The organism is Streptomyces sp. NPDC021020, assembly GCF_044333285.1.
In the GTDB taxonomy this organism is placed as follows: Bacteria; Actinomycetota; Actinomycetes; order Streptomycetales; family Streptomycetaceae; genus Actinacidiphila.
Genome location: NZ_JBIRQQ010000005.1, coordinates 144,434 through 165,776, shown reverse-complemented (window position 1 = coordinate 165,776; position 21,343 = coordinate 144,434). Strand labels below are relative to the sequence as shown.

At 74.9% G+C, this 21,343-nt stretch carries 15 protein-coding genes and 1 pseudogene; 8 read left to right on the top strand and 8 right to left on the bottom strand.

Annotated elements, in window-relative coordinates:
• Positions 1-203 precede the first annotated feature (203 nt).
• Positions 204-1,508, bottom strand: coding sequence for an outer membrane lipoprotein carrier protein LolA (locus ACH4SL_RS15865; protein WP_398445642.1), 1,305 nt, complete (start codon positions 1,506-1,508; stop codon positions 204-206).
• Positions 1,509-1,792: 284 nt separating this feature from the next.
• Positions 1,793-2,824 carry a polyprenyl synthetase family protein gene (locus ACH4SL_RS15860; protein ID WP_398445640.1) on the bottom strand — a complete coding sequence of 344 codons (1,032 nt, stop codon included), beginning with the start codon at positions 2,822-2,824 and terminating at the stop codon, positions 1,793-1,795.
• A 624-nt stretch (positions 2,825-3,448) separates the two neighbouring features.
• Here ACH4SL_RS15860 and egtA point away from each other — a divergent pair.
• From egtA to egtD, 4 genes and pseudogenes are all read left to right on the top strand, one after another.
• Positions 3,449-4,738, top strand: a complete 1,290-nt coding sequence (gene egtA, locus ACH4SL_RS15855) for an ergothioneine biosynthesis glutamate--cysteine ligase EgtA (RefSeq protein WP_398445638.1) — start codon at positions 3,449-3,451, stop codon at positions 4,736-4,738.
• Between the two features lie 18 nt (positions 4,739-4,756).
• Positions 4,757-6,190 carry an ergothioneine biosynthesis protein EgtB gene (egtB, locus tag ACH4SL_RS15850; RefSeq protein WP_398445636.1) on the top strand — a complete coding sequence of 478 codons (1,434 nt, stop codon included), beginning with the start codon at positions 4,757-4,759 and terminating at the stop codon, positions 6,188-6,190.
• Positions 6,190-6,906: pseudogene (gene egtC / locus ACH4SL_RS15845) on the top strand (ergothioneine biosynthesis protein EgtC); the annotation flags it as partial. The gene egtB and the pseudogene egtC, both read left to right, overlap by 1 nt.
• Positions 6,907-7,023: 117 nt before the next feature.
• On the top strand, positions 7,024-8,007 hold the full coding sequence (egtD, locus tag ACH4SL_RS15840) for an L-histidine N(alpha)-methyltransferase (RefSeq protein ID WP_398446632.1): 984 nt from the start codon (positions 7,024-7,026) through the stop codon (positions 8,005-8,007).
• A 70-nt stretch (positions 8,008-8,077) separates the two neighbouring features.
• On the opposite strand, the gene ACH4SL_RS15835 is transcribed toward egtD, so the two are convergent.
• The 3 genes from ACH4SL_RS15835 to ACH4SL_RS15825 form a co-directional block, all read right to left on the bottom strand.
• On the bottom strand, positions 8,078-11,803 hold the full coding sequence (locus ACH4SL_RS15835) for an SAV_2336 N-terminal domain-related protein (protein WP_398445634.1): 3,726 nt from the start codon (positions 11,801-11,803) through the stop codon (positions 8,078-8,080).
• An 82-nt stretch (positions 11,804-11,885) separates the two neighbouring features.
• Positions 11,886-12,929: an AAA family ATPase gene (locus tag ACH4SL_RS15830; RefSeq protein ID WP_398446630.1), complete on the bottom strand. Its 1,044-nt coding sequence runs from the start codon at positions 12,927-12,929 to the stop codon at positions 11,886-11,888.
• A 225-nt stretch (positions 12,930-13,154) separates the two neighbouring features.
• Positions 13,155-15,401 (bottom strand): trypsin-like peptidase domain-containing protein, encoded by a 2,247-nt coding sequence (locus ACH4SL_RS15825; RefSeq protein WP_398445632.1) that lies wholly within the window; start codon positions 15,399-15,401, stop codon positions 13,155-13,157.
• Between the two features lie 271 nt (positions 15,402-15,672).
• Here ACH4SL_RS15825 and ACH4SL_RS15820 point away from each other — a divergent pair, with 271 nt between their 5' ends.
• The 3 genes from ACH4SL_RS15820 to ACH4SL_RS15810 are packed head-to-tail and all read left to right on the top strand — an operon-like array spanning position 15,673 to position 18,674.
• Complete coding sequence (locus ACH4SL_RS15820) at positions 15,673-17,232, top strand: DUF4157 domain-containing protein (protein ID WP_398445630.1); 1,560 nt, start codon at positions 15,673-15,675, stop codon at positions 17,230-17,232.
• Positions 17,233-17,239: 7 nt separating this feature from the next.
• Entirely contained in the window at positions 17,240-18,019 is a 780-nt protein-coding gene (locus ACH4SL_RS15815) for a hypothetical protein (protein WP_398445628.1), read from the top strand.
• A gap of 19 nt (positions 18,020-18,038) precedes the next feature.
• Positions 18,039-18,674, top strand: coding sequence for an HAD family hydrolase (locus ACH4SL_RS15810; RefSeq protein WP_398445625.1), 636 nt, complete (start codon positions 18,039-18,041; stop codon positions 18,672-18,674).
• On the opposite strand, the gene ACH4SL_RS15805 is transcribed toward ACH4SL_RS15810, so the two are convergent.
• Positions 18,620-19,315, bottom strand: a complete 696-nt coding sequence (locus tag ACH4SL_RS15805) for an HAD family hydrolase (protein ID WP_398445623.1) — start codon at positions 19,313-19,315, stop codon at positions 18,620-18,622. The genes ACH4SL_RS15810 and ACH4SL_RS15805 overlap by 55 nt on opposite strands.
• Before the next feature lie 186 nt (positions 19,316-19,501).
• Entirely contained in the window at positions 19,502-20,086 is a 585-nt protein-coding gene (locus tag ACH4SL_RS15800) for a TetR family transcriptional regulator (RefSeq protein WP_398445621.1), read from the bottom strand.
• 118 nt (positions 20,087-20,204) lie between these two features.
• On the opposite strand from ACH4SL_RS15800, the gene ACH4SL_RS15795 reads away from it, so the two are divergent.
• Positions 20,205-20,453 carry a hypothetical protein gene (locus tag ACH4SL_RS15795; protein WP_398445619.1) on the top strand — a complete coding sequence of 83 codons (249 nt, stop codon included), beginning with the start codon at positions 20,205-20,207 and terminating at the stop codon, positions 20,451-20,453.
• Positions 20,454-20,525: 72 nt separating this feature from the next.
• Here the strand turns inward: ACH4SL_RS15795 and ACH4SL_RS15790 are convergent, their stop codons facing one another.
• A complete protein-coding gene (locus ACH4SL_RS15790; protein ID WP_398445617.1) occupies positions 20,526-21,293 on the bottom strand; it encodes an SDR family oxidoreductase in 768 nt (255 codons plus the stop codon).
• Positions 21,294-21,343 lie beyond the last annotated feature (50 nt).

The following is a 21,343-nucleotide window of genomic DNA, read 5'->3' as shown; positions in this document are numbered from 1 at the left end:
GCACCGGCCCGGAGGGGCGGTTGCAGTCGTGGCCGGACCAGCCGCGGGTGGGGGTTGCTCGCGCAGTTCCCCGCGCCCCTGGCCGGGCACCTCCTGGGCCTCACCCCGCCCACCGGCCCGGACCACCCAACGGTAGGGGGTGCTGCTCGCGCAGGCCCCCACTCCACCTACCCGCCCGGACCAGCCACCGGCAAGGTACGGGCTCAGCCCGCGGCAGCGTTCGCCGCCGCCTCCAGCGCGGACTGGGTGACCGCTCCTGCGTAGACCGTGCCGTCCTGGGTCAGCAGGACGTTGACCAGCCGGGTGTGGAAGAGGGTGCCGGAGCCGAAGTCGCCCGTCACGTGCTTGCCGAAGCCGCTCAGTATCGAGCCGACGTCCGCCGGGCCGCGGTCATGGCCACCGCGCTTGCCGTCCTTGCCCTGCGCGTCCTTCCACGCCTTGGCCGAGTCGTTGCGCGCGGCTCCCGGCGCCAGGGCGTCCTTCGTCCGGAAGACCGCCACCGTGTCCCAGCCCGAGCCCACGAACGTCGGCGCACCGGAGGCCGGGGCAAGCTCCGGGGTCTGCTTCTTGCCGGTGTCGGCGCCGCCCTCCGTGACCTTGACGCCCTTGCCCGGCGTGAAGTCGAAGGTGGAGGCCGCGGGCTTGGCGAAGCTCACCCGGGTGTAGCCGACCTCGACTATCGGCTTGCCGCCCGACGCCGCGTCCAGCGTGAACCTCAGCGGTACGCCCGTCGTCGCGTCGACCGCGATACGTGCGGCGCCGATCGTCGTGTCGGACGTGTGCTGCGGGCGGACGACCAGCACGTACGCGCTGTGCCCTGCGACCCGGGCCGTGCCGTCCGTCGTGATCGAGGCATTGCCGTCGGCCGCCTCGATGATCTGCCGCGCGGCATCCTGCGGGGTGGCCGGGAAATCCTCGGGAAGCTGCCGGTCCTTCGCCGCGGGCGCCGCGGACGCGTCGTGCGCGGGCAGCGTCGCGTGGTAGGCCTCGTTGGACGAGCTGTCGTACGCCCACACCTGTGTGCCGTTGTGGATCACGCTGTACTCGGCGGCGGGCTGGATGATCGAGACCTTCTGCCGGTCCGGGCCGTCGGCCGAGACGTGCAGGGTGTGGCTGCCGACCAGCAGCTGCACGAACTGGCGCTGCGGCTCGGCGCGCGAGGCGTCCGGCGAGCCCAGCGACGGTGGCGCCATGGCCCCGCCGAACAGGCTGCTCCCCGTCGTGGCGGACAGCGCCGAGGGCAGGCCCAGGTCGGTGGTGAACTTCACCGTCCCGTCCACCGTCCGGGTGTCGGACGCGGCGATCTTGGTGAGGATCTGCTCCGCCGAGAGCTTGGGCAGTGACGGGTCACCGCTGTCCGCGAGCGCGGGGACCAGGCTCACCGTCGCCGCCGTCACCCCCACGAGCGCCGCCGGTACGGCATAGCGCAGCGCCTTGCGGCCGCGCCGCCCTCCCCCGTGCTCGTACTCTTCCGGCTGCTCGGGCCTCGCCGGCTGGATCAGTGCCATGACGTCTCTACCTCCGTTGTCAGCGGCGGTTTTGCAGGTCGCACTCGTCCACTCCCCCGGCCATTGTCGCCCGGTCCGCCCCGAAGTGGTGTGTATCCATCTCACCAATTCGGCCGTCCCGCCACATCAGCCCCGGGGGCCAACTCCGCGTACATCAGCGGGATGACGGAACCCGTCCGGCGTACGCGCCCAGGATTACCGCGACCCTGACGCGCCCTCAGCCCGACCGAGGCCCGGCCCGCGCGGAGCCTCAGCCCCCGCGGAGGCCCGGCCCCGGCGAAAGCTCAGCCCGCGCGGTCGACCGCCGCGTCGCACAGCCCCGCCAGCGCCTCCTTCGCCGGGCCCTCCGCCAGCGGCGACAGCGCGGCGAGCGCCTCGGTGGCGTACCGCCGGGAGTCGGCGCGGGCCTGGTCGAGGGCGGGGTGGGCGCGCAGCAGGGCCAGCGCCTCGGCGTGCGGGGCGTCGGCGGACAGGTCGCCGTCGAGCAGTTCGTTGAGCCGCCGGTCCTCGGCCGAGACGTGCTGGCCGGTGGCGAGCGCCTGGGCGTACATCTTGCGGACGTGCAGCACGGGCAGCGTCGGGACGCCCTCGCGCAGGTCCGTGCCCGGGGTCTTGCCGGACTCGTGGTGGTCGCTGGCGATGTCGAGGACGTCGTCGGCGAGCTGGAAGGCGATGCCGATGCGCTCGCCGAACTGGGTCAGGGTGTGCACCACCGACTCGTCGGCGCCGGACATCATCGCGCCGAAGCGCCCGGACACCGCCATGAGGGAGCTGGTCTTTCCGGCCAGCACCTCCATGTAGTGGTCCAGCGGGTCGCGGCCGTCGCGCGGGCCGACGGTCTCCAGGATCTGGCCGGTCACGAGCCGCTCGAAGGCCTCGGCCTGCACCCGGACCGCCTCGGGTCCGAGGTCGGCGAGGATGTGCGAGGCGCGGGAGAAGAGGAAGTCGCCGGTCAGGACGGCCACCGAGTTGCCCCAGCGGGCGTTGGCGCTGCGCACCCCGCGGCGCGCGTCGGCCTCGTCCATGACGTCGTCGTGGTAGAGCGTGGCCAGGTGCGTCAGCTCGACGACGACCGCGGCGGGCACGACGCCGGGCGAGTGCGGGTCGCCGAACTGGGCGCCGAGCATCACCAGGAGTGGCCGGAAGCGCTTACCGCCCGCCTGGAGCAGATGCCGGGCGGCGTCCGTGATGAAAGGGACGTCGCTCTTGGTGGCGTCGAGCAGTCCCTCCTCGACCGCCGCGAGGCCGGCCCTGAGGTCGGCATCGAGAGCGGCGTCCCACACGCTCAGCCCGAAGGGTGGCCCGACGACGTTCACGAGGGGTGCTCCTGTCGCTGATCTGGCTTGCGGCCCGGTCCTGAGGGGCGCTTCGCGGGCGGCTCCGCTGGCGCTGACGTGGTGCTCGGCTGGTCTTCCTTACACGGGCAGCCTAGCCGGTCGGCTGTGGATCACCGCCGGGGCATGGCCTTATCAGGGCACCGCGCGGATACGGGCCGGGTCGCGCACCGTACGCCCGTACGCCCGCCTGCCCGAACCCCCGTACGGGCGGAGCCCGCCCGCCCTACGCCCGCGCCCCCGCCCCGCCGTACACCCCGCGCCCGCCCCCGCGTACGGACGGCGCCCGCATCGCCGTACGCCCGCGGGAGGAGACCGCCGTACGCCCGGACGGCGGTATAAATCGCGGGCCACCGGGAGGGGCGCGACATATCATCGCGACTACGGCGATCACCGCATTCACCCCTGCTCGCCCCTACTCGCCCCGTGGCGAACGTTCACTGTCCCGTAAGACCGGCTCGTCACACAACGACCTAAAATCACGGCAGCACCATGTGACATGTCCTCGCATCTGGGTAGACCCCAACGGGAAAAATCCCGGCGGCCCCCGCCGGGATCCGATTCCCGCCGGAATCACCCACGAGTCACCGATGAGGAGGTGGATCGATGGCAGCCGAGGTGCTGGATCTGCTCGAAGAGGAAGCGGAAGCGCACGTCCAGGGCGTCTGCTTCAAGACCGGGCCGCCCGCGCGGACCGGGGTGGAGCTGGAGTGGCTGGTCCATGACGGCTCCGATCCGCACATGCTGATATCCCCCGACCGGTTGCGGGCCGCGCTCGCCCCGGTGGAAGTGCCCGGCGGTATGCCGCAGGGCAGCAGGATCACCCGCGAACCGGGTGGGCAGGTGGAGCTGAGCTCCCGGCCCGCCGACTCGCTCAGCGCCTGTGTCGAGGCGATGGCCGCCGATGTCGCGGCCCTCCGCAGGGCGATGGACCGTACGGGACTGGTCCTCGTCGGCCGCGGCCTCGACCCCTACCGCGACCCGCCCAGGATCCTGGACGAGCCGCGCTACGCGGCGATGGAGCGCTTCTTCGACCGCGACGGCCCGCACGGCCGGGCCATGATGCGCCGTACGGCGTCGCTCCAGGTCAACCTGGACGGCGGCGAGGACACGCACGGCATCACCGGCTACCGGCGGCGCTGGGAGCTGGCGCACCGCATCGGCCCGGTCATGGTCGCCGCCTTCGCCAATTCCCCGCTCCGCGACGGGCGCCCCACCGGCTGGGTCTCCACCCGGCAGGCGAACTGGGCCGCGATGGACCCGGGCCGCACCCGGCAGCCCGCCCACCACTCCGACCCCCGGGCCGCCTGGTCCCGCTACGCGCTGGACGCGCGCCTGCTGTGCGTACGCGACACGTCCGGTGACGGTACGGCCCCCGCCCCGGGGAAGGGCGCCGACTGGACCGCGCCCCCGGGCCTGACCTTCCGCGGCTGGCTGCGCGGCGGAGCACCGTGGCTCCGCCGGCCGACGCTCGCCGACCTCGACTACCACCTCAGCACCCTCTTCCCCCCGGTCAGACCGCGCGGCTGGCTGGAGCTGCGGATGACCGACGCCCAGGACGGCGACGACTGGACCGTCGCCACCGCGCTCGCGGCGACCCTGCTGGACGACCCCGTCGCCGCCGACGCCGCCTTCGCGGCCACCGAGGCGCTGTGCCAGGACCCCGCACAGCCGCTGCCCTCCGACGAGATCTGGCGGCGCGCCGCCCGTATCGGACCCGCCGATCCGGAGATCGGCAAGGCCGTCCGCGCCTGCTTCTCGGCCGCGGAGAGCGCCCTCGCGCGCTCCGCCGCGCCCCTGGCCCTGCGCACGGCGGTGACCGACTTCGCCGAGCGCTACGCCGAGCGCGGCCGATGTCCCGCACACGACCAGTTGGACGCGCTCTCCCGCGTCTGACCTTCCGGAAGGTATGTCGTGACAAACCCTCGCACCACCGGCACGGCCTCGACCGAGGCACCATCCGCCACTTCCGGCACATCCACCACTGACGCCCCGGCTGCCGCACAGGCACCGGCCGCGCGGACCCCGGCCGCGCGGGCCCTCGACGCCCTGGAGACGGCGCGCCGCCGCACCCGGCTGCTGACCGACAGCGTCGACGAGGCGGACCTGGCCGCCCAGCACTCCCCGCTGATGTCCCCCCTGGTGTGGGACCTCGCGCACATCGGCAACCAGGAGGACCTGTGGCTGGTCCGGGAGGCCGGCGGGCGCCCCGGGCTGCGCCCCGACCTCGACCACGTCTACGACGCGTTCAGGACGCCGCGCGCCGACCGTCCCGCGCTGCCGCTGCTGGGCCCCGACGCGGCGCGCGCGTACATCGCGGCCGTACGCGAGCAGACCGCCGACGTCCTCGCGACCGTCGACACCTCGCCCGACCAGCCCGAGCGGCTCCTCGCGGGCGCGTTCGTCTTCGGCATGCTCGCGCAGCACGAGCAGCAGCACGACGAGACGATGCTCGCCACCCACCAACTGCGCAGCGGCCCACCCGTGCTCGACGCGCCCGCGCCGCCGCCCGCGCCCGCCGACGCGGCCCTGCTCCCGCCCGAGGTGCACATACCCGGCGGCCCCTTCACCATGGGCACCAGCACCGAGCCGTGGGCCCTGGACAACGAACTGCCCGCGCACCAGGTCGAGGTGCCGGGCTTCTGGCTGGACACGGTGCCGGTCACGAACGGCGCGTACGCCGCCTTCATCGCCGCCGGCGGCTACGACGACCCCGCGTGGTGGTCGCCCGAGGGCTGGCGGCACGTCCGCGAGGCGAATCTCGTCGCGCCGCTGTTCTGGGAGCGCGACGGCGAGGGCTGGACGCGCCGGGTCTTCGGCCGCACCGAGCCGGTCGCCGCCGACGAGCCGGTGGTGCACGTGTGCTGGTACGAGGCCGACGCCTACGCCCGCTGGGCCGGGCGGCGGCTGCCGACGGAAGCCGAGTGGGAGAAGGCGGCCCGGCACGATCCGGCCACCGGGCGCTCCCGCCGCTACCCGTGGGGCGACGCCGACCCCGGCCCGGAGCACGCCAACCTCGGCCAGCGGCACCTGCGCCCGGCCCCCGCCGGCAGCTACCCCGAGGGCGCGGCCCCCAGCGGCGCCCGGCAGCTCATGGGCGACGTGTGGGAGTGGACGTCCTCGGACTTCGCGCCCTACCCCGGCTTCGCGGCCTTCCCCTACAAGGAATACTCCGAGGTCTTCTTCGGCCCCGACTACAAGGTGCTGCGCGGCGGCGCGTTCGGCGTCTCGCCGGTCGCGGCCCGCGGCACCTTCCGCAACTGGGACTACCCGATCCGCCGGCAGATCTTCTCCGGCTTCCGCACGGCTCGGGACGAAACCGCGACGCCGCCCGCGGAGCAGGGCTGATGTGCCGTCATCTGGCATACGTCGGGCAGCCGTTGCCGTTGGAGCGGCTGCTGCGGCGGCCCGCGGGCGGGCTGTACGAGCAGTCGTGGCACCCGCGCAGGCAGCGGCACGGGACCGTCAACGCGGACGGTTTCGGCGTGGGTTGGTATCCGCCGGCCGCGCAGGACGACGACGGTTTCACGCAGCCCACGCGCTACCGGCGGGCCCTGCCCGTATGGGCGGACGCCAACTTCGCCGAGCTGGCGGGCGCGATCCGCAGCGCGGCCGTCCTCGCGGCCGTCCGCTCCGCCACGGAGGGCACCACGCAGGAGGAGACCGCCGCCGCGCCCTTCCGCGACCGGCACTGGCTCTTCAGCCACAACGGGGCCGTCGCCGACTGGACGCGGCTGCCGACCGGGCTGAGCGAGGCCGAACTCCTCAGCCTGGAGACCCGCAGCGACTCGGGGGTGCTGTGGGCGATGGTCGCCGCCCGGCTGCGGCAGGGCCAGCCGCCGGGCGGGGCGCTCGCGTCCGTCGTCCGGGAGGTCGCCGCCGTCCGGCCGGGCGCGCGGCTCAACTTCCTGGCCACGGACGGCCGCACGATCGCGGCCACCGCGTGGGGCGACACCCTCTGGTACCGCACGGGGGCGGGTGCGGTGCTGGTCGCCTCCGAGCCCGACGACGAGCCCGCGGGCCCCGTCGCGTACGGGGCCGCTGCCGGGTTCGGCGAATGGCGGGAAGTCCCCGACCGTTCGCTGCTGCTGGCCACCACCGCAGGAGTACGGATCATCCCGCTGCGTCCCATCCCGCTGCGCCCCCCGGGGGCCGCCGCCGACCGCAAGGAGCGAGACCACATGCCTGTGCAGAAGAGCCGCTTCACCCTCGACGACCGGCTGCCCGCCGACTACTTCACCGAATCGCTGCACGCCGACGTCCGCGCGGGCCTCGCCGACGCGCCGCGCACACTGCCGCCCAAGTGGTTCTACGACAAGCGCGGCAGCGACCTCTTCGAGGAGATCACCCGGCTGCCGGAGTACTACCCGACCCGGGCCGAGCAGGAGATCCTCGTCCGCCGCGCCCCCGAGATCGCCGCGATCACCCGCGCGGCCACCCTGGTGGAGCTGGGCTCCGGCTCCTCCCGCAAGACCCGGCTGCTGCTCGACGCGCTCACTGCCGGTGGCACGCTGCTGCGCTACGCCCCGCTGGACGTCAGCGGGGCGGCTCTGGCCGAGGCGGGCGAGGCCATCTGCCGCGACTACCCCGGCCTCACCGTCAGCGCGACCGTCGCCGACTTCGAGGGCGGCCTGCCGCTGTCGGACGAGCCCGGCCCGCGCCTGCTCGCCTTCCTCGGCAGCACGATCGGCAACTTCGACCCGGCCCAACGCCAGGCCTTCTACCGCACCCTCGCGCTCTCCCTCACCAGCGACGACGTACTCCTGCTCGGCGCGGACCTGGTCAAGGACCCGGACGTGCTCGTGCGCGCGTACGACGACGCGCAGGGCGTCACCGCGGAGTTCAACAAGAACGTGCTGCACGTGCTGAACCGGGAGTTGGGCGCCGACTTCGACCCCGACGCCTTCGAGCACGTCGCGCTCTGGAACGCGGACGAGGAGCGCATCGAGATGCGGTTGCGCTCGCGCGCGGCCCAGTCCGTGAAGATCCCGGGCGTGGATCTGGGCCTCTCGCTGGCCGCGGGCGAGGAGTTGCGCACGGAGCTGTCGTGCAAATTCCGCCGCGAATCGCTCACGCAGGAGCTGCGCGAAGGGGGCTTCACGGTGAGGCAGTGGTGGACGGACCCGGACGAGCGGTTCGCGCTGCTCTTGGCGGTGCCCAACTGATCCCGCGGGGCGCGTGTTTGTAGGGCGCGCGTGCCCCGCCGGGTGTGTACCCCGGCGGGGCAGCGTTCCCTCAGTCCGCGGGGCCCAGCGGAGTGGCCGACCTGATGGCCTCCGCCAGCGGGTCGGAGCGGCCGAAGAGGTCGACCGCCAACTCGTGCGCCCGCTCGTAGGACCGGAGGGCGCCGGTCCGGTCGCCCGCCTCCTGCGCCGCGACGGCGGAGGCCAGTCGGCTCTGGATGCTCCACCGCAGGGCGGTGGATCCGGAGGCTTCGAGTGCGTACGAACCGGCTGACTTGCGGGACAGGGCCAGGAAGGCGTCCACGCCTGACTCGACGGCCAGGCGGGCCAGTTCGCCGCGGGATTCCACCGCGAGCGGGCGCGGCCCACGGGGCCGGGGCTCCCGCTCGGCGTACTCCAGCGCCCGCTCGGCGAGGCGGACGCCGACGGGCCCGTCGCCGTACTGGAGCATGTGGCTCGCCGCGCGGGCGAAGAGCCGGACGCTGTACTCGTCGTCGTCCTCGGGCGGGACGGCCGCGGACAAGGCGACCACATGGCGGGCGAGTTCGGTCGCGCCCGGTGCGCGGCGCGGCCGGTGACCGGACCACTCCTCCCCGTACGCGCCCAGCAGCATCCGCTCGGCCAGCGCCCTGCCGCGGGCGTCCTGGGCCCTGCGCTGCCCGTCCCGCAGGCTCACCTCGCGGCGTCCCCAGCTGACACCGAGGGAGCGGTTCCCGGTCAGCGCGCCGAGGGCCCCGCTCAACGCGCCTGCCTGCCAGAGCACTTCGAGGAGGTCGAAGGACACCTCCGGGGCGAGCCAGGGCAGCATCCGGAGCAGATCGTCCAGGACCTGATCCGGCATGGTCCCGGACACCCGCACCGGCGGGTTCACCCGCTGACCTCCGCCGGGCGGCCTGGGCAGCGCCTCCGGGGTGACGTGGACCGGGTGGTCGACCCGGGAGGCGGCGGAACCCGAACCGATCCTGATCTCCCGGAAGCCGCGTCCCGCCACCCGGTCGCCCAACGCCAGCACCAGCAGGCCGCGTTCGGGAGGCAGGAACAGCTGGTCCTCGCAATCCTCCAGGACGGCCAGCAGGGGGGCTTCGCCCAGGGCGGGGTATCTCGCGGGCAGCGGGTGGGCGACCCGGGTGTACCAGAGGACGCCGGAGAAGTACGCCCGGTGCTCGGCAACGAAGGCCGCGGCCACCGCGCGCGGCCCGCCCGCCGCCCCCCGCAGCACGAGCGTGCCCGAGGCGTACCCGTCGGCGGGCAGCGCGGCTCTCCTCAACTCCCGCAGGGCGTCCGCCTCGTCGAGCGTCAGCCCTGCGGGGGCCGGGGGCGGGGCGAGATCGCGCGGCACCGCCTCGGGCGACAGCGGGGAGGTGCCGGGGGACGCGGGGGCGGGCGGGGCGGAGGCGGGCGGCTCCGCCTGCGGGGCCCGGGGGTCCGCGGTCTGCGGGCGGCGCGGGCGCAGGAAGGGGCGGCCCGGCAGGTCCAGGTCGGTCGCCGGTGAGCCGAGGGCGGCGTAGAACTCGTCGTCGAAGAGGAAGTACGGCGCGGGCGTCATCGTGGGTTCCTCCACGCTGACGTCCTCGACCTTGGGCCCCAGGGCGATGCCGCACAGCGCCTTCTCGTGGAAGACCGCGCCGCCGGACATCACGGCGACGGCGGTGTGCAGACGGTTCCGGAACGGGCCGAGACCGTAGACGACCGGGCCCGGCAGATACGACAGCGGAACGACGGTCACCGGGTCCAGACAGGGGTGGAAGTGCGTTGCGTCCTGGTCCGCCTCCTCGCCGGACTCCCCCGGCAGGCCGCGGACGAGGGCGCCGTACGCCACGGAGGCCGGGAAGGAGGCGTCGGTGGCGCCGGACTCCGTCACGAAGCTGAACACCACCGGGGGGACACGGATACGGGACGCCTGCTCGCCCTCGATCCGGTACAGCAGGGCGTCGGAGTTTCCCCCGGTCACCAGGTGCGCACGGGCGCGGTCCTCCCAACCCGGCATCTCCACCGCGACAATGGCGGGGGGTTCCCCGGGGAGCCTGCGCGACGTGGTGAGGACAAGGCCGTCGGCGACCAGGTAGCCCGCCCGGGGGTCGCCGCCGTCCGGATTCCACACGGCCACCACGTACCGCTCCGCCGGGTGCGGCGGCAGCCCCGCGTACGGGTCCGGCTCCTGCGCGGGCGCGGGCAGTTCTGCGAAGGGCGTGGCCCCCAGCGGGAGCGCCAGGGTGCCGCTGCGGGTCGCGATCAGCGCGGGGAAGTCGGGGGCGCGGCCCAGGCGCGGGGTGATGAAGGCGGTGACGGCGTCGAGGGTGCGGCGGGCGTCGGTTGCCGGGACGGCCATGCGGAGGAGGGCGCGGACCTCGGGGGCGAAGGTGTAGACGTCGAAGCCCGCGAGTGGGGTGTCGACCCGCAGGAGGCCGCTGAGCAGGACCTCCGCAAGGCAGGACGGGCTGGTGCCGGGGAGGGCGGCGGACTGGACGACGCGCATCACGGGGAGGGTGAGGGGGTCCACGGAGGCGAGGTGTGCGGCGAGTTCGTACGCCTCGGGGCTGACCGTCTCCTGGAAGGCGCGCAGGCGGTCGGCGGGCCGGCCCGCGACCGCGGGGGCGGCGGGCGGGGTGGGAGCCGCCGCGTCCACGACGTGGAGTTGCGCGGTGCCGCCGTGGGAGGCGATCAGGGACGCCCAGGGGGCGAGCGACCAGTCACCCAACTCCAGGACCGGAACCGGGAGTTCGAGAGGCTCGGCGAGATGCGCCGGGAGCCACGGGTCGTACGCGCGCAGCAGGTGGTTGGCGGGGGCGGGGCGGCCGCTGCGGACGCGCAGGCGCTCGGCGGGGAGGGCGGTGCCCGGCCAGAGGCGCAGCGGGAGCGGGTGCAGGACGGCGGTGGGGGCCTTGCGGGCCCAGGCGGCGAGGGTGCGGTGGGCGGCGCCGGAGCGCCACGCGGGGCCGACGCCGTCGGTCACGGCGAGCACGGCCGTCCGATTGCCGTCCACCACGGCGGAGTTGACCGGCGTGGTGGCGAAGCCGACACGGCGGACCGTGCGGAAGATGCCGGACGTGCCGAGCACGCGGGTGAGTTCGGTGAGGGTGTCCTGCCAGACGCGCAGGCCGATCCCGTCGTCCACGGCGAGGACGAGGTCGAGCCAGCGGGCCCGCTCCGGGCGCAGGACGACACCGGGGCCGCCGCTGTCGGCGATGGCCTCGGCGGTCGCGGCCTCGTCCAGCTCGAAGCGGTGGAGGGAGGAGACTCGGCGCCCCAGGGGGCGCAACGCCCGTACGACATCGAGGGGGTTGGGCAGGCCGGGCACGCCGGGCACACGGACGGGCGCGGCACCGCGGCCGGGGCGGGCGTGGGCGAGGGCGAAGACGGGGTGGTGGCGCGGGGCGGCGGGGCCGGTGGCGGGTGGGAGCGCGGGCAGCGGCTCGGGGAGGGGCTTGGGCGGGGGCTCGGGGACGGGCGCAGGCGCGGGCCGGACCGGCGGGGGCAGGATCCGGGCGTTCTCCGGCGGGCGCGGGAGGCCGGAGCCGGAGCGGGCGGGCCCGGCGTACCCCGGCTCGGGCGGCCGCTCGAACTGCGGGGGCGGCGTGGGCAGTGGGGTCGGCGCCACCGGCTCGGGGGCGCCCTGCGCGAGGGCGAGCCACAGCGCGTCCGCCAACTCGCCCGGTGTCAGGTCGACTCCGGCTCCGGCGAGGATGTCGTGGAGATGCTGTACGCGCCTGCTCCCCCCGTCGCCGGGCAGGGGCTCCACGAGCGCCGACCCGCCCGCGTGGATGGTCCCGATTCCCACCCAGGGCTCCTCCGGCCACGCCTGCGCTCCCGGCCACGCCTCGCTACCGATGAACGGCGGTGCGGGCCGGTGGCGCCCCGGGTCACCGCCCTCCCCGGTCGTGGAGTTCACGCAGCACCGCCTCCCGCAGGTGGCGTTCGTCGGGCTGGATGCCCTGCCGCAACAGGTGGACGGCGTGCAGGAGTTGGTCGGTGGCGAGGCCCCCGAGGTCGCGCCGGGCGACGAAGTTCTCGATCAGGACCTCGATCGCGGGCCACTGCGCCGCGAGCGCGCCGGGCCCGGCCTCGGCGAAATGCGCGCGGACGATGTCCTGGAGCTGGCGCGGGCCCGGGTCGGGCAGCTCCAGGCGGACGCAGCGGCGCAGGAAGGCGGGCGGGAATTCGCGTTCGCCGTTGCTGGTCATGACGACGAGCGGGAAGTCGGCACAGCGCACGCTGCCGCGGTGGACGGTGACGCGTTCGTGCGAGCCCTCGGTGTGGACGGGAACGCCGTGCGGGCTCTCGGGCAGCCGGGCCAGCTCGGGGATGGTGAACTCGCCTTCCTCCAGGACATGGAGGAGGTCGTTGGGCAGGTCGACGTCGCTCTTGTCGAGCTCGTCGATGAGCAGGAGCCGGGGGCGGCCCTCGTGGCGGGTGGCGAGCGCGGTGCCGAGCGGGCCGAGCCGTACGTAACTGCCCACGCCCGCCGTCGCGTCGGACTCGGCTCCGGCAGCGGCCCCGGTACCGGCCCGCCCGCCGTCGCCGCGCAGGCGGCCGATCGCGTCGTAGCGGTAGAGCGCGTCGGTAAGGGTCGAGCGGGTGTTGACCGGCCACACCAGGACCGGCCCGAGGCCCAGCTCGTCGGCAACGGCGTAGGCGAGCGAGGACTTGCCGGTGCCCGGGTTGCCGGTGACCAGCAGCGGCCGGCGCAGCCGCAGCGCCGCGTTGACGACCTCGACCTGCTCGGGCCCGATCAGGTACGGCCGGGAGGTGCGCGCGGTGCCGTCCGCGCGGGCCTTCCGCCAGGGCGGCGGCTCGGGCAGCGGGACGTCGTCGGCGTAGCGCTCGCCGGTCCCGCGGAAGAGGCGTTCGCGCGGGGGCGGGGCGTCGGAGGGTCCGCTTACGGGCAGGGGGGCGTGAATGTTCATGTGTGCGGGGGACCCGAAGAAGCTTGGCCCCACGGACCTGTCGGAGGTGTCGGCGGCGCCGAATCCGCCGGGCAGGCCCGCGCTGCCGACCCCGCCGGGCTCGGCGCCGTCGCCGGGACGGGCGCCCGTCGCGGGCGTGCCGGGCTCGCCGGGGTCTGCGGGGGTGCCGGTCACGGGGACCGCCTTTCGGGACGTGGTCGGTTCTGAAAAGGTCTCAGAGCGGGGTCAGTTGAGGGGGACGGGCTCGGCCAGGCCCGCTCGGCGGGGGTCCCAGCGCGGGTCCTCCCAGAGCAGGGCGAGGTGGGCGCCGATCTTGCGGTCGTCGTTGCGGGCCCTGACGCGGTGGCGCCGCACCGCCTCGCGCAGGGAGCGCCGCCAGTCGTGGCCGACGATGTCGAGCAGCGCGCCCGCGTCGCCCTCGCCCTGCCGGTGCCACAGGACGACCGGCACCCCGTAGTACCTGCACAGCCGTACGACCTGGTCGATGTCGGCGGGCGCGCAGGCGGCGAGGACGAGGGCGGCGTCCAGGTCCTCGCCCAGCAGCTCGTCGGCGTCGTCCGCGTCGCCGACGACGTTCGCGGCCGACGCGAGGCTGCCCCAGCGGCGCTCCCACGGGCCGCGCGACGGCTGGCGCTGGCCGCGCAGCACCACCACGTGGTCCGTGCCGAGCATGCGCGGCCCCACCTCCGGTACGGGGAGGGGCCAGCGGTCGAAGGGCAGCCCGAAGGAGCCGTGCTCCAGCAGGAATTCGACCCCCGCGTTGGGGCCCTGGTCGGCCAGCGTCCGTACGGCGTCGGCGAGTTCGGCGCACAGGTCGGCGTGCCCGCGCGGGGTGTCGTGCGCGGACCAGGTGTCGAGCAGGCGGTCGTCGCCGTCGTAGAGCCGGATGACGTAGCCGAAGGCGTCCCGGCCGCGCTCCCACAGCCACACCCGCAGCACGGGCAGGGCCGGGCCCCCGGTCCGGGAGCGGGCCCTGGCGTCGGCCCTGACCTGCTCCAGCGCGCCGGGCCGCACCCGCAGCCGCGCGGCGACCCGCCCGCTCCACTCGTGCAGCTCCGCGCGCACGTCGGCGCGCCGCGCCGCCGTCTCCTCCACCATCTGGAGCAGCGGCGGCGTCACGCCGGGATCGGCGGCGCGGTCCTCCAGGTGGTCCAGCAGCGCGGCCGTGTCCGGCAACCGGTCGGCGGACAGCGGCAGATACGGTACGGCGGCGCGCGCCGCGGCGAGCAGCTCCGGCAGCGGTACGGCGGCGAGCAGCGCGCCCAGGCGCGCGTGGTCGTCGGGGCCGAGCAGCCGCACGGGCGTGCTCCGGGCGGCGACGTCCGCCAACTCCCGTTCGAAAGGGCCCGCTTCGGACGCGGCCGGGTCGGCGAACGCGTCCCGCAGGGCGGGCAGGCCGCGCGGATGGGCCAGCGCGGCGTCCGCGGCCTCCTGCGCGGTGCGCGGCGGGCCGCCGGGCAGATGCAGCGCCCAGCCGAGCAACTCGGCACCGCGGGCGTGGCGTTCGGGCGGGAGGGCGCCGAGGGCCCCGGTCAGCCGGGTGTGCAGCCACGCGTCGTGCGGGGTGCGCGGGCCCGCCTCGCCGAGGCCCGCACCGGCCAGCAGCGCGCGGAGGGCGTCGGGCCCGATCGCGTAATAGCGCCGGTATTCGCTCTCGGCGCTGACCATGACGCCGACGAGCGTGCCCGCCGCCGAATCCCACAGCGGACCGCCGCTGTAGCCGCGCCGGACGGCGAGTTGGGCGCTTCCCGGGTCGAGCAGCAGCCACGGGCCGAGGGCCTTCTGCACGTGCACGTCGACCGCGGTGCGCCCGTCGCCGCTCGCGTACCAGGCCCACGCCTTGCCGCCGAAGGGCGCTTCGCCGAGGCGTACCGGGGCCACCGCGGGCGCGTCCGCGGGGAGCCTGAGCAGCGCGAGGTCGCCGTCCCACACTCCGGAGCGGGCCGACGCGCGCGGGGCGTCCCACCGCACGAGCGTGGGCCGGTGGCGGCCCGACCCGGCCGAGGGCAGCACGAGCGCGACCGCCGCGAGGTCGGCGTCCCCGGGCTCCGCGGCGGCCAGCCGGTCCCGGCCGAGGGCGGAGTTGACGACGTGGGCGCAGGTGAGGACGACGCCCTCGGCGACGACCACCCCGGCGCCGACCAGCGTCCCGTCCAGGGCCGAGCACACCGCGACCCAGGCGGCGCGCAGGGGCGCGTCGGGGTCGGCGGGCCTCGCGGCGGCGTGTCCCGTTGCGGCGACGGGCGCGGGCGGCCCCGCGAGGGCCGGGCTCACCGGTGCCGACGGGACGGACGGCTCGGCCGCCACCCGCGGGGAGCCGTACGGCGGCGGCACCGCGGCTCCGGGCAGCGTCCGGGCGTCTTCGGAGGGCTCCAACGGCACGCCGGTGGCGGGTGCTTGGGCGGCGGGGGCCGGGTGGGCGTACGGGTGGCGGTGCTGCTCTCCGTGGCTCCGGGCCGGGTACTCCCCCATACGCCCACTGTGCCAGAAGTCCCCAGCGCAGGGCTGGGGTTCGGGGCAAGGACCGCTCCCGGTGGGCCCCGCTTGCTGCTCCCCCCGACGAGCCGCCCCGGCCCCGTACGGTGTGGCCCGGCACCTGCGCCGAGCGCCCGGGTGCCGCGGCAACTCCCGCACCCCGCGGTGCCCCCGCGTGCCCCCGGTTCTGCCCTCCGGTCCCTGGTGCGGCGTGCGCCGGGTGCGTAGAGAAGAGGGTGTTGCCGTACCCAGCGGGAAGGGGCCCCTTGTGCACGCCCGAGACAATGACAGGTCCCGTTCCGCCGAGCGCGACGCCCGGACGGCCGCGCCCGTCCGGCGCGGCAGCGGCGGGGCGCCCCTGCCCGGGCTGAAGGCGATGCAGGCGGGCAGCGGGAACCGGGCCGTCGTGCAGATGCTGCGGCGGGCCGCGTCGGGCGGGCAGGGCGGCGGCGCAGTGCAGCGCTCCACCGTGCAGGACGTGCTGCGCAGGCCCGGGCGCCCGCTGGCCGCCGCCGTCCGCTCGGACATGGAAGGCCGGATGGGGGCGGACTTCGGGGACGTGCGGATCCACGACGACAGCGCCGCGGCCGTCTCCGCGGCCGAGGTCGGCGCCCGCGCGTACACCTCGGGCAGCCATGTCGTGCTCGGCAAGGGCGGTGGCGACCGGCACACACTGGCCCACGAGTTGACGCATGTGCTGCAGCAGCGGCAGGGCCCGGTCGCGGGCACCGACAACGGCGCGGGCCTCAGCGTCTCCGACCCCGCCGACCGCTTCGAGCGGGCGGCCGAGGCCAACGCCGTACGGGTGATGCGCAGTTCGGCACCGGCGGCAGGCGGAGAGCAGCATGCCGGGGAGGACGAGCACGACTGCGCGGAGCCGTGGTCGGGCGGCGGGGCAGTGCAACGGGCCGTCGTCTTCGAGCCGTTCTCTGGCATGTCCGCCTCCGCGGCGACGCTCGGCTCGCTCGCGACGGACACGATCGCCGGGCAGGGCTACGTCTACCCGAACGGCGGCACGCTCGGCAATTCCCTCTACCTGGAGCGGATGCTCAGCAACACCGGCGGCGGCTCCTCGCCCGGCGAGCCCGCCGACTTCTCGACGATGAAGGCCGCCGACGTCAACCTCGTCCGCGCCAACGGCCAGCAGAACGCGGCCACCGCGATGCACGCGATCAACAGCGCCTTCACCGCGGGCGCCGACGACACGGCCTGGAACATCTTCATGGGCTCGGCCAAATCCAACACCCAGGAGCACTACAACAAGGTCGAACGCCCCATCCGCGCCGCGATGCAGAGCGGCACCCACGGTCTCGTCGCCTCCTACGAGCAGTGGATCACCGGCAACCCGCCGGTCAACCTGCCCGACGGCAAGCTCGGTTGGATCGCGCCGGGCCAGACCGTCCAGGGCGCCGAGACGAGCGCGAAGGCGCTGAAGCCGTACGAGAAGACGCACCCGACCGTCACGCACGTCCTGGACCCGGCGGCGCCGCTGAACAAGCCGCTGGGCAGATGGCCCAAGCTCATCCACTACCGGGTGACACCGAATTACACGTACAGCAGCAATCCGGCACAATGGCCGCAGTTCCTGAAGGACAACCTCCAGGCGGCGCAGCAGCTCGTGGACGACGAGAAGGCCAAGCCCGCCAACCAGCAGGACCAGGAAGGGCTGAAGAACGAACTCGCGGCCATGGCGATCCTCAGGCAGCGGGCGCACCAGCTCTTCCCCGAGACGTACAGCTGCGCGGCGGACTACTACCTCGCGTCCTACGACCCCGCGGCCCCCTGGTACCACAGCAGCGACGCCGACTCCTACGACGCGGAGGTCTGAGGCACCCGTGCCCGAAGAACCCGCCACCCCACGGCCCCCCGGGGTCTTCCTCGCCCACGCGCCCGCGGATTCCGCGCAGGCCGACGCGCTGGACGCGCTGCTGCGCGCCGGGGGCGCCCGCACCGCCGTGGACGAATCCCGTGACCTGTCCGACGAACTGCCCGCCGAGCCGGTGCTCCAGGACCTCGGGGCCTGCGACGTGCTGCTCGTCGTCTGGTCGTCGGCCGCGGCGGAGGACGCGCACGTGGCCGAACAGCGCACGTACGCGGCCGACTTCGGCAAGCCGTGCCTGGTGTGGCCGCTCGACGGCACGGACGCGCCCGAGGGGGCCGAGCAGATGCCGCCGGGCAGCTCGGCCGACGACGCGGCGGCCGCCGTCCACCAACTGCTGGACAGGCAGCCCTCCGACGCGCCGCCCGCGGAGGACGGTACGGCGGTCGGGCCGGGCCGCTGGACGATCGAGAGCGACGCGCGGGACGGGGACGTGCTGGAGGCCGAGCTGACGGGCTCCTCCGACGGCGACGGCTCCTCCAGCGCCGAGCAGAGCGGCCACCTCACCGGCGTGCACCGCCGGGCGGGCCTGGAGGGCAGGCTCACCGGCCGCTGGTGGTCGACCCCCGCCGCGTCCCGCCTCGACCTGGAGCTGGAGTCCTCCTTCGGCCTGCACCCGGTACGGGAGCAGCGCCACCTCCAGCTCCGCGGCGGCCCCGGCGCCCTCACCGCCGAGGACGTCCACGGCATCGCCGACCCGCGTACGTACCGCCTGACCCGGGGCAACGGCTCCTGAGCCGTGCTATGCATGCTCCGTGACGCCCCACGGAGCAACCCCGGCCAGGCCCTTCGACGCGGTCCTGTGCGACCTGGACAACGTGATCCGCTTCTTCGACACGTCCGCGCTCACCGCCCTGGAGCGGGCGGCGGGCCTGCCCGAGGGCACCACCGCCGCGGTCGCCTTCGCCCCCGAGGTCGACGGGCCGCTGCTGCTGGGCCGGATCACCAGGGCGGAGTGGGCCACCGCCATCGCCGCGGGGCTCACCGCGCACGTATCCCCGGCGCAGGCAAGGGAGTTGGCGGCCGCGATGACGCGCTCCCCCTTCCGCGCCGACCCCGCGGTGGTCGCCCTCCTGCGCCGCCTGCGCCCCCACATGCCCCTGGTGCTGGTCACCAACGCCGACCTCACCCTCGAAGCCGACCTCGACACCCTGGGCCTGTCCGACCTCCCCCACCACGTGGTGAGCAGCGCCCGCGTCGGCGTGGTCAAACCCGACCCGGAGATCTACCGCATCGCCGCCCGCCGCGCCGAAGTCCCTCCCGCGCGCTGCCTGTTCGTCGACGACCGCGAGGAGAACGTCACCGCGGCCACCGCCCTCGGCATGACGGGCCTGCACTACCGCACCCTCGCGGACCTGGAGCAGGCGCTGTCCGCGGTGCTGAACGCGTAGGCCCCGCGCACCGCGGGACCCGCGGCACTTCCCGGTAGCAGTGCTCGGTCCAGGTGGGCGGCGATCCGCCGGATCGTCCCGGCGGTGTCCTCGAAGAGGTGGGCGTACAGGCCCGCAGCGCGGGCCGCCGCCACGTTGACCGGGGTGTCGTCCACGAACAGGCAGCTTTCCGGTGGGACTTCGAGCGCGTCGCACGCGGCGGCGTAGGCCCGGGGGTCGGGTTTTCCGATGCCGATCTCGTGCGAGTAGACGATGTGGTCGACCAGTTCGTCGAAGTGGTAGCGGGCCGTCTCCCGTTCCCGGGCGCCGACGAAGCTGTTGCTGAGGATGCCCAACCGGCAGCGTCCGCGGAGACCTTGGACGTACGCGATGAGCTCGGTGTTGGGCGTACCCAGGTACTCCGTCCAGAGGTCGGCCATGAAGGACTGCGTCCCGGGGGCGTCGAGGCCCAGGCGGGCGGCCACTTCGGCGTGGACCTCGTCCTCGCGGACGCGGCCGACGCTGCCCGCCCGCCACACGTCGGCGAGCCGCTCTCCCACCGCGCCCGGCGGCAGGGCGAGCCGTTCCTCCCAGCGCCGGACCCAGCCGGTGTCCGGCGTGATCTCCAGCACGCCGCCGATGTCGAGAATGACGCAGGTCATCCGCTCTCCTCCCGCTGATGCGACCGACACGGCCACGTTCGCCCCTGCCCCAGGGGCAAGGTCAAGCGGGGCGGGTTGCCGTGGGCGAGGATCCTCCGGAGGAGCTGGATCACGTCCGGGCGGCGGGTGACGGAGCCGGTCGCCGCCGGCTCCCACAGGAAGGGGACCGCCCCCGTCGCGCGCGCCTCAGTGAGCCGTCAGGCGGCGGACGAGGGTGACGAGGGAGTCGCGTTCGGAGGCCGGGCCCGCGGCGGTGATCTCGGGGAGGAGCATGCGGGCGAGCTGGGGGAGGGTGAACCAGGAGGCCGTGAGGGCGATGACCGCGTGCATGAGCTGGCCCGCGGTGAGGTCGGGGGCCTGGGCGCCGGACTGCTGGGCCGCGGCCACGGAGGCGACCTTCTGCGCGTAGTGCGCGGCGCGGGCGGGCTCCGCGGGGACGTGCGGGGTGGCCTGGAGGCCCTCCCACGCCAGGAGGCGGACGAAGTGCGGGTGGGCGCGGTGGTAGTCGTACACGCGGCCCGCGTAGTCGCCGAGGTCGGCGGCGTGGTCGGGGGTCAGCGGGACGGCCGCCGCGATCTTCTCCAGCTCGGCCGCGAGCACGGCCTCGAAGAGCTTCTGCTTGTCCCCGAAGTAGGGGTAGATCCGCTCCTTGTTGACGCCCGCCCGCTCGGCGATCCGCGCCACCCGCGCGCCCTCGGGGCCGTACTCCGCGAATTCCGCCACGGCGGCGTCGAGCAGCAGCTGCTTCGTCCGTGCTGTGTCCCAGGCCATGGAGGCAGTCTAGCCCAATCCCAACCGGGTGGTTGGAATTCTGGGCGCGACTGTGCCACACTTCCAACCGTCCGGTTGGAGATGGACTCCGATCACGACCCCCGAGGAGAGATCCGCCATGTCCGCGAACGCTCCCGCCGCCGCCCCGGCCCCTTCGGCGCACCGGCGCGCGCTCATCACCTGGCTCGCCGTCTACCCCGTGATCACCCTCGTCCTGGGCCTGCTCGGGCCGCGGATCGCGACCCTGCCGCTGCTGCTGCGCACGCTGATCCTGACCGGCATCGTCGTCCCCGTCGCCGCGTACGTCCTCGTCCCGGCGCTGACCAAGGCGCACGCCCGCCTCTCCGCGCGGACGCCCCGCCCGTAGCCCCCCGTCGAGCGCGACGCCTCCCCCTCCGGGGCGCCGCGCTCGACAAAGAACCGGACGCGCCGGGGCGGGTCAGACGCGCGGGCCGAGGAACAGGCCGCCGCTCGCGTCGATCACCTGGCCGGTCACCCACCGGGAGGCGTCGGAGGCGAGGAAGGCGACGATGTCGGCCACGTCGTCGGGCCCGCCCAGCCGGTCGAGAGCCGTCATGCCGACGATCATCTCGGACAGGCCCGGCACCGCGTCGAAGACGACCCCGTTGGTCGCCGTCCTGGTGGCACCGGGGGCGACGGCGTTCACCGTGATGCCCCGGGGCCCGAGTTGGGCGGCGAGGGTCCGGCTCATCGTCTCGACCGCGCCCTTCGTCATGGCGAAGGACGTCTGTGTCGGGTTGGCCATCCGGGTCGCCACCGAGGAGACGGTGACGATCCGGCCGCCCTCGCGCATGAGCGGCAGCGCGCGCTCGACGATGAAGTACGGCGCCCGCACGTTCACCGCGAAGAGGTGGTCGAACTGCTCGCGGGTCGTCGCGCCGAGCGGACCGGCGGGCGCGGCCGCCGCGTTGTTGACGAGGATGTCGAGCGGGCGCCCGGCGAGCCCCGCCTCGACACCGTCGAAGAGCCTGTCCACGTCGCCGTCCAGGCCCAGTTCGGACTGGACGGCGAACGCGGTCCCGCCCTCGCGCTCGATCGCCTCGACCGTCGCCGCCGCCCCGCCCACGTCCGTCCCGAAGTGCACGGCGACCGTGGCCCCTTCAGCCGCTAGCCGGACCGCGACCGCCTGCCCGATGCCGCGCGACGCGCCTGTCACCAGGGCTGTTCTGCCCATGAGTTCACCCACGTCGCCACCTCGCCCATATGTGAGTCACTAACATAATGGTAGTGTCTACC

What these genes read in the sequence shown, in the direction of transcription:
- ACH4SL_RS15795 (WP_398445619.1), top strand. Translation starts at nt 20,205, where the DNA reads ATGTCCGCGAACGCTCCCGCCGCCGCCCCGGCCCCTTCGGCGCACCGG.
- ACH4SL_RS15825 (WP_398445632.1), bottom strand. Translation starts at nt 15,401, where the DNA reads ATGGGGGAGTACCCGGCCCGGAGCCACGGAGAGCAGCACCGCCACCCG.
- ACH4SL_RS15800 (WP_398445621.1), bottom strand. Translation starts at nt 20,086, where the DNA reads ATGGCCTGGGACACAGCACGGACGAAGCAGCTGCTGCTCGACGCCGCC.
- egtD (WP_398446632.1), top strand. Translation starts at nt 7,024, where the DNA reads ATGCCTGTGCAGAAGAGCCGCTTCACCCTCGACGACCGGCTGCCCGCC.
- ACH4SL_RS15805 (WP_398445623.1), bottom strand. Translation starts at nt 19,315, where the DNA reads ATGACCTGCGTCATTCTCGACATCGGCGGCGTGCTGGAGATCACGCCG.
- egtA (WP_398445638.1), top strand. Translation starts at nt 3,449, where the DNA reads ATGGCAGCCGAGGTGCTGGATCTGCTCGAAGAGGAAGCGGAAGCGCAC.
- ACH4SL_RS15830 (WP_398446630.1), bottom strand. Translation starts at nt 12,929, where the DNA reads ATGAACATTCACGCCCCCCTGCCCGTAAGCGGACCCTCCGACGCCCCG.
- ACH4SL_RS15865 (WP_398445642.1), bottom strand. Translation starts at nt 1,508, where the DNA reads ATGGCACTGATCCAGCCGGCGAGGCCCGAGCAGCCGGAAGAGTACGAG.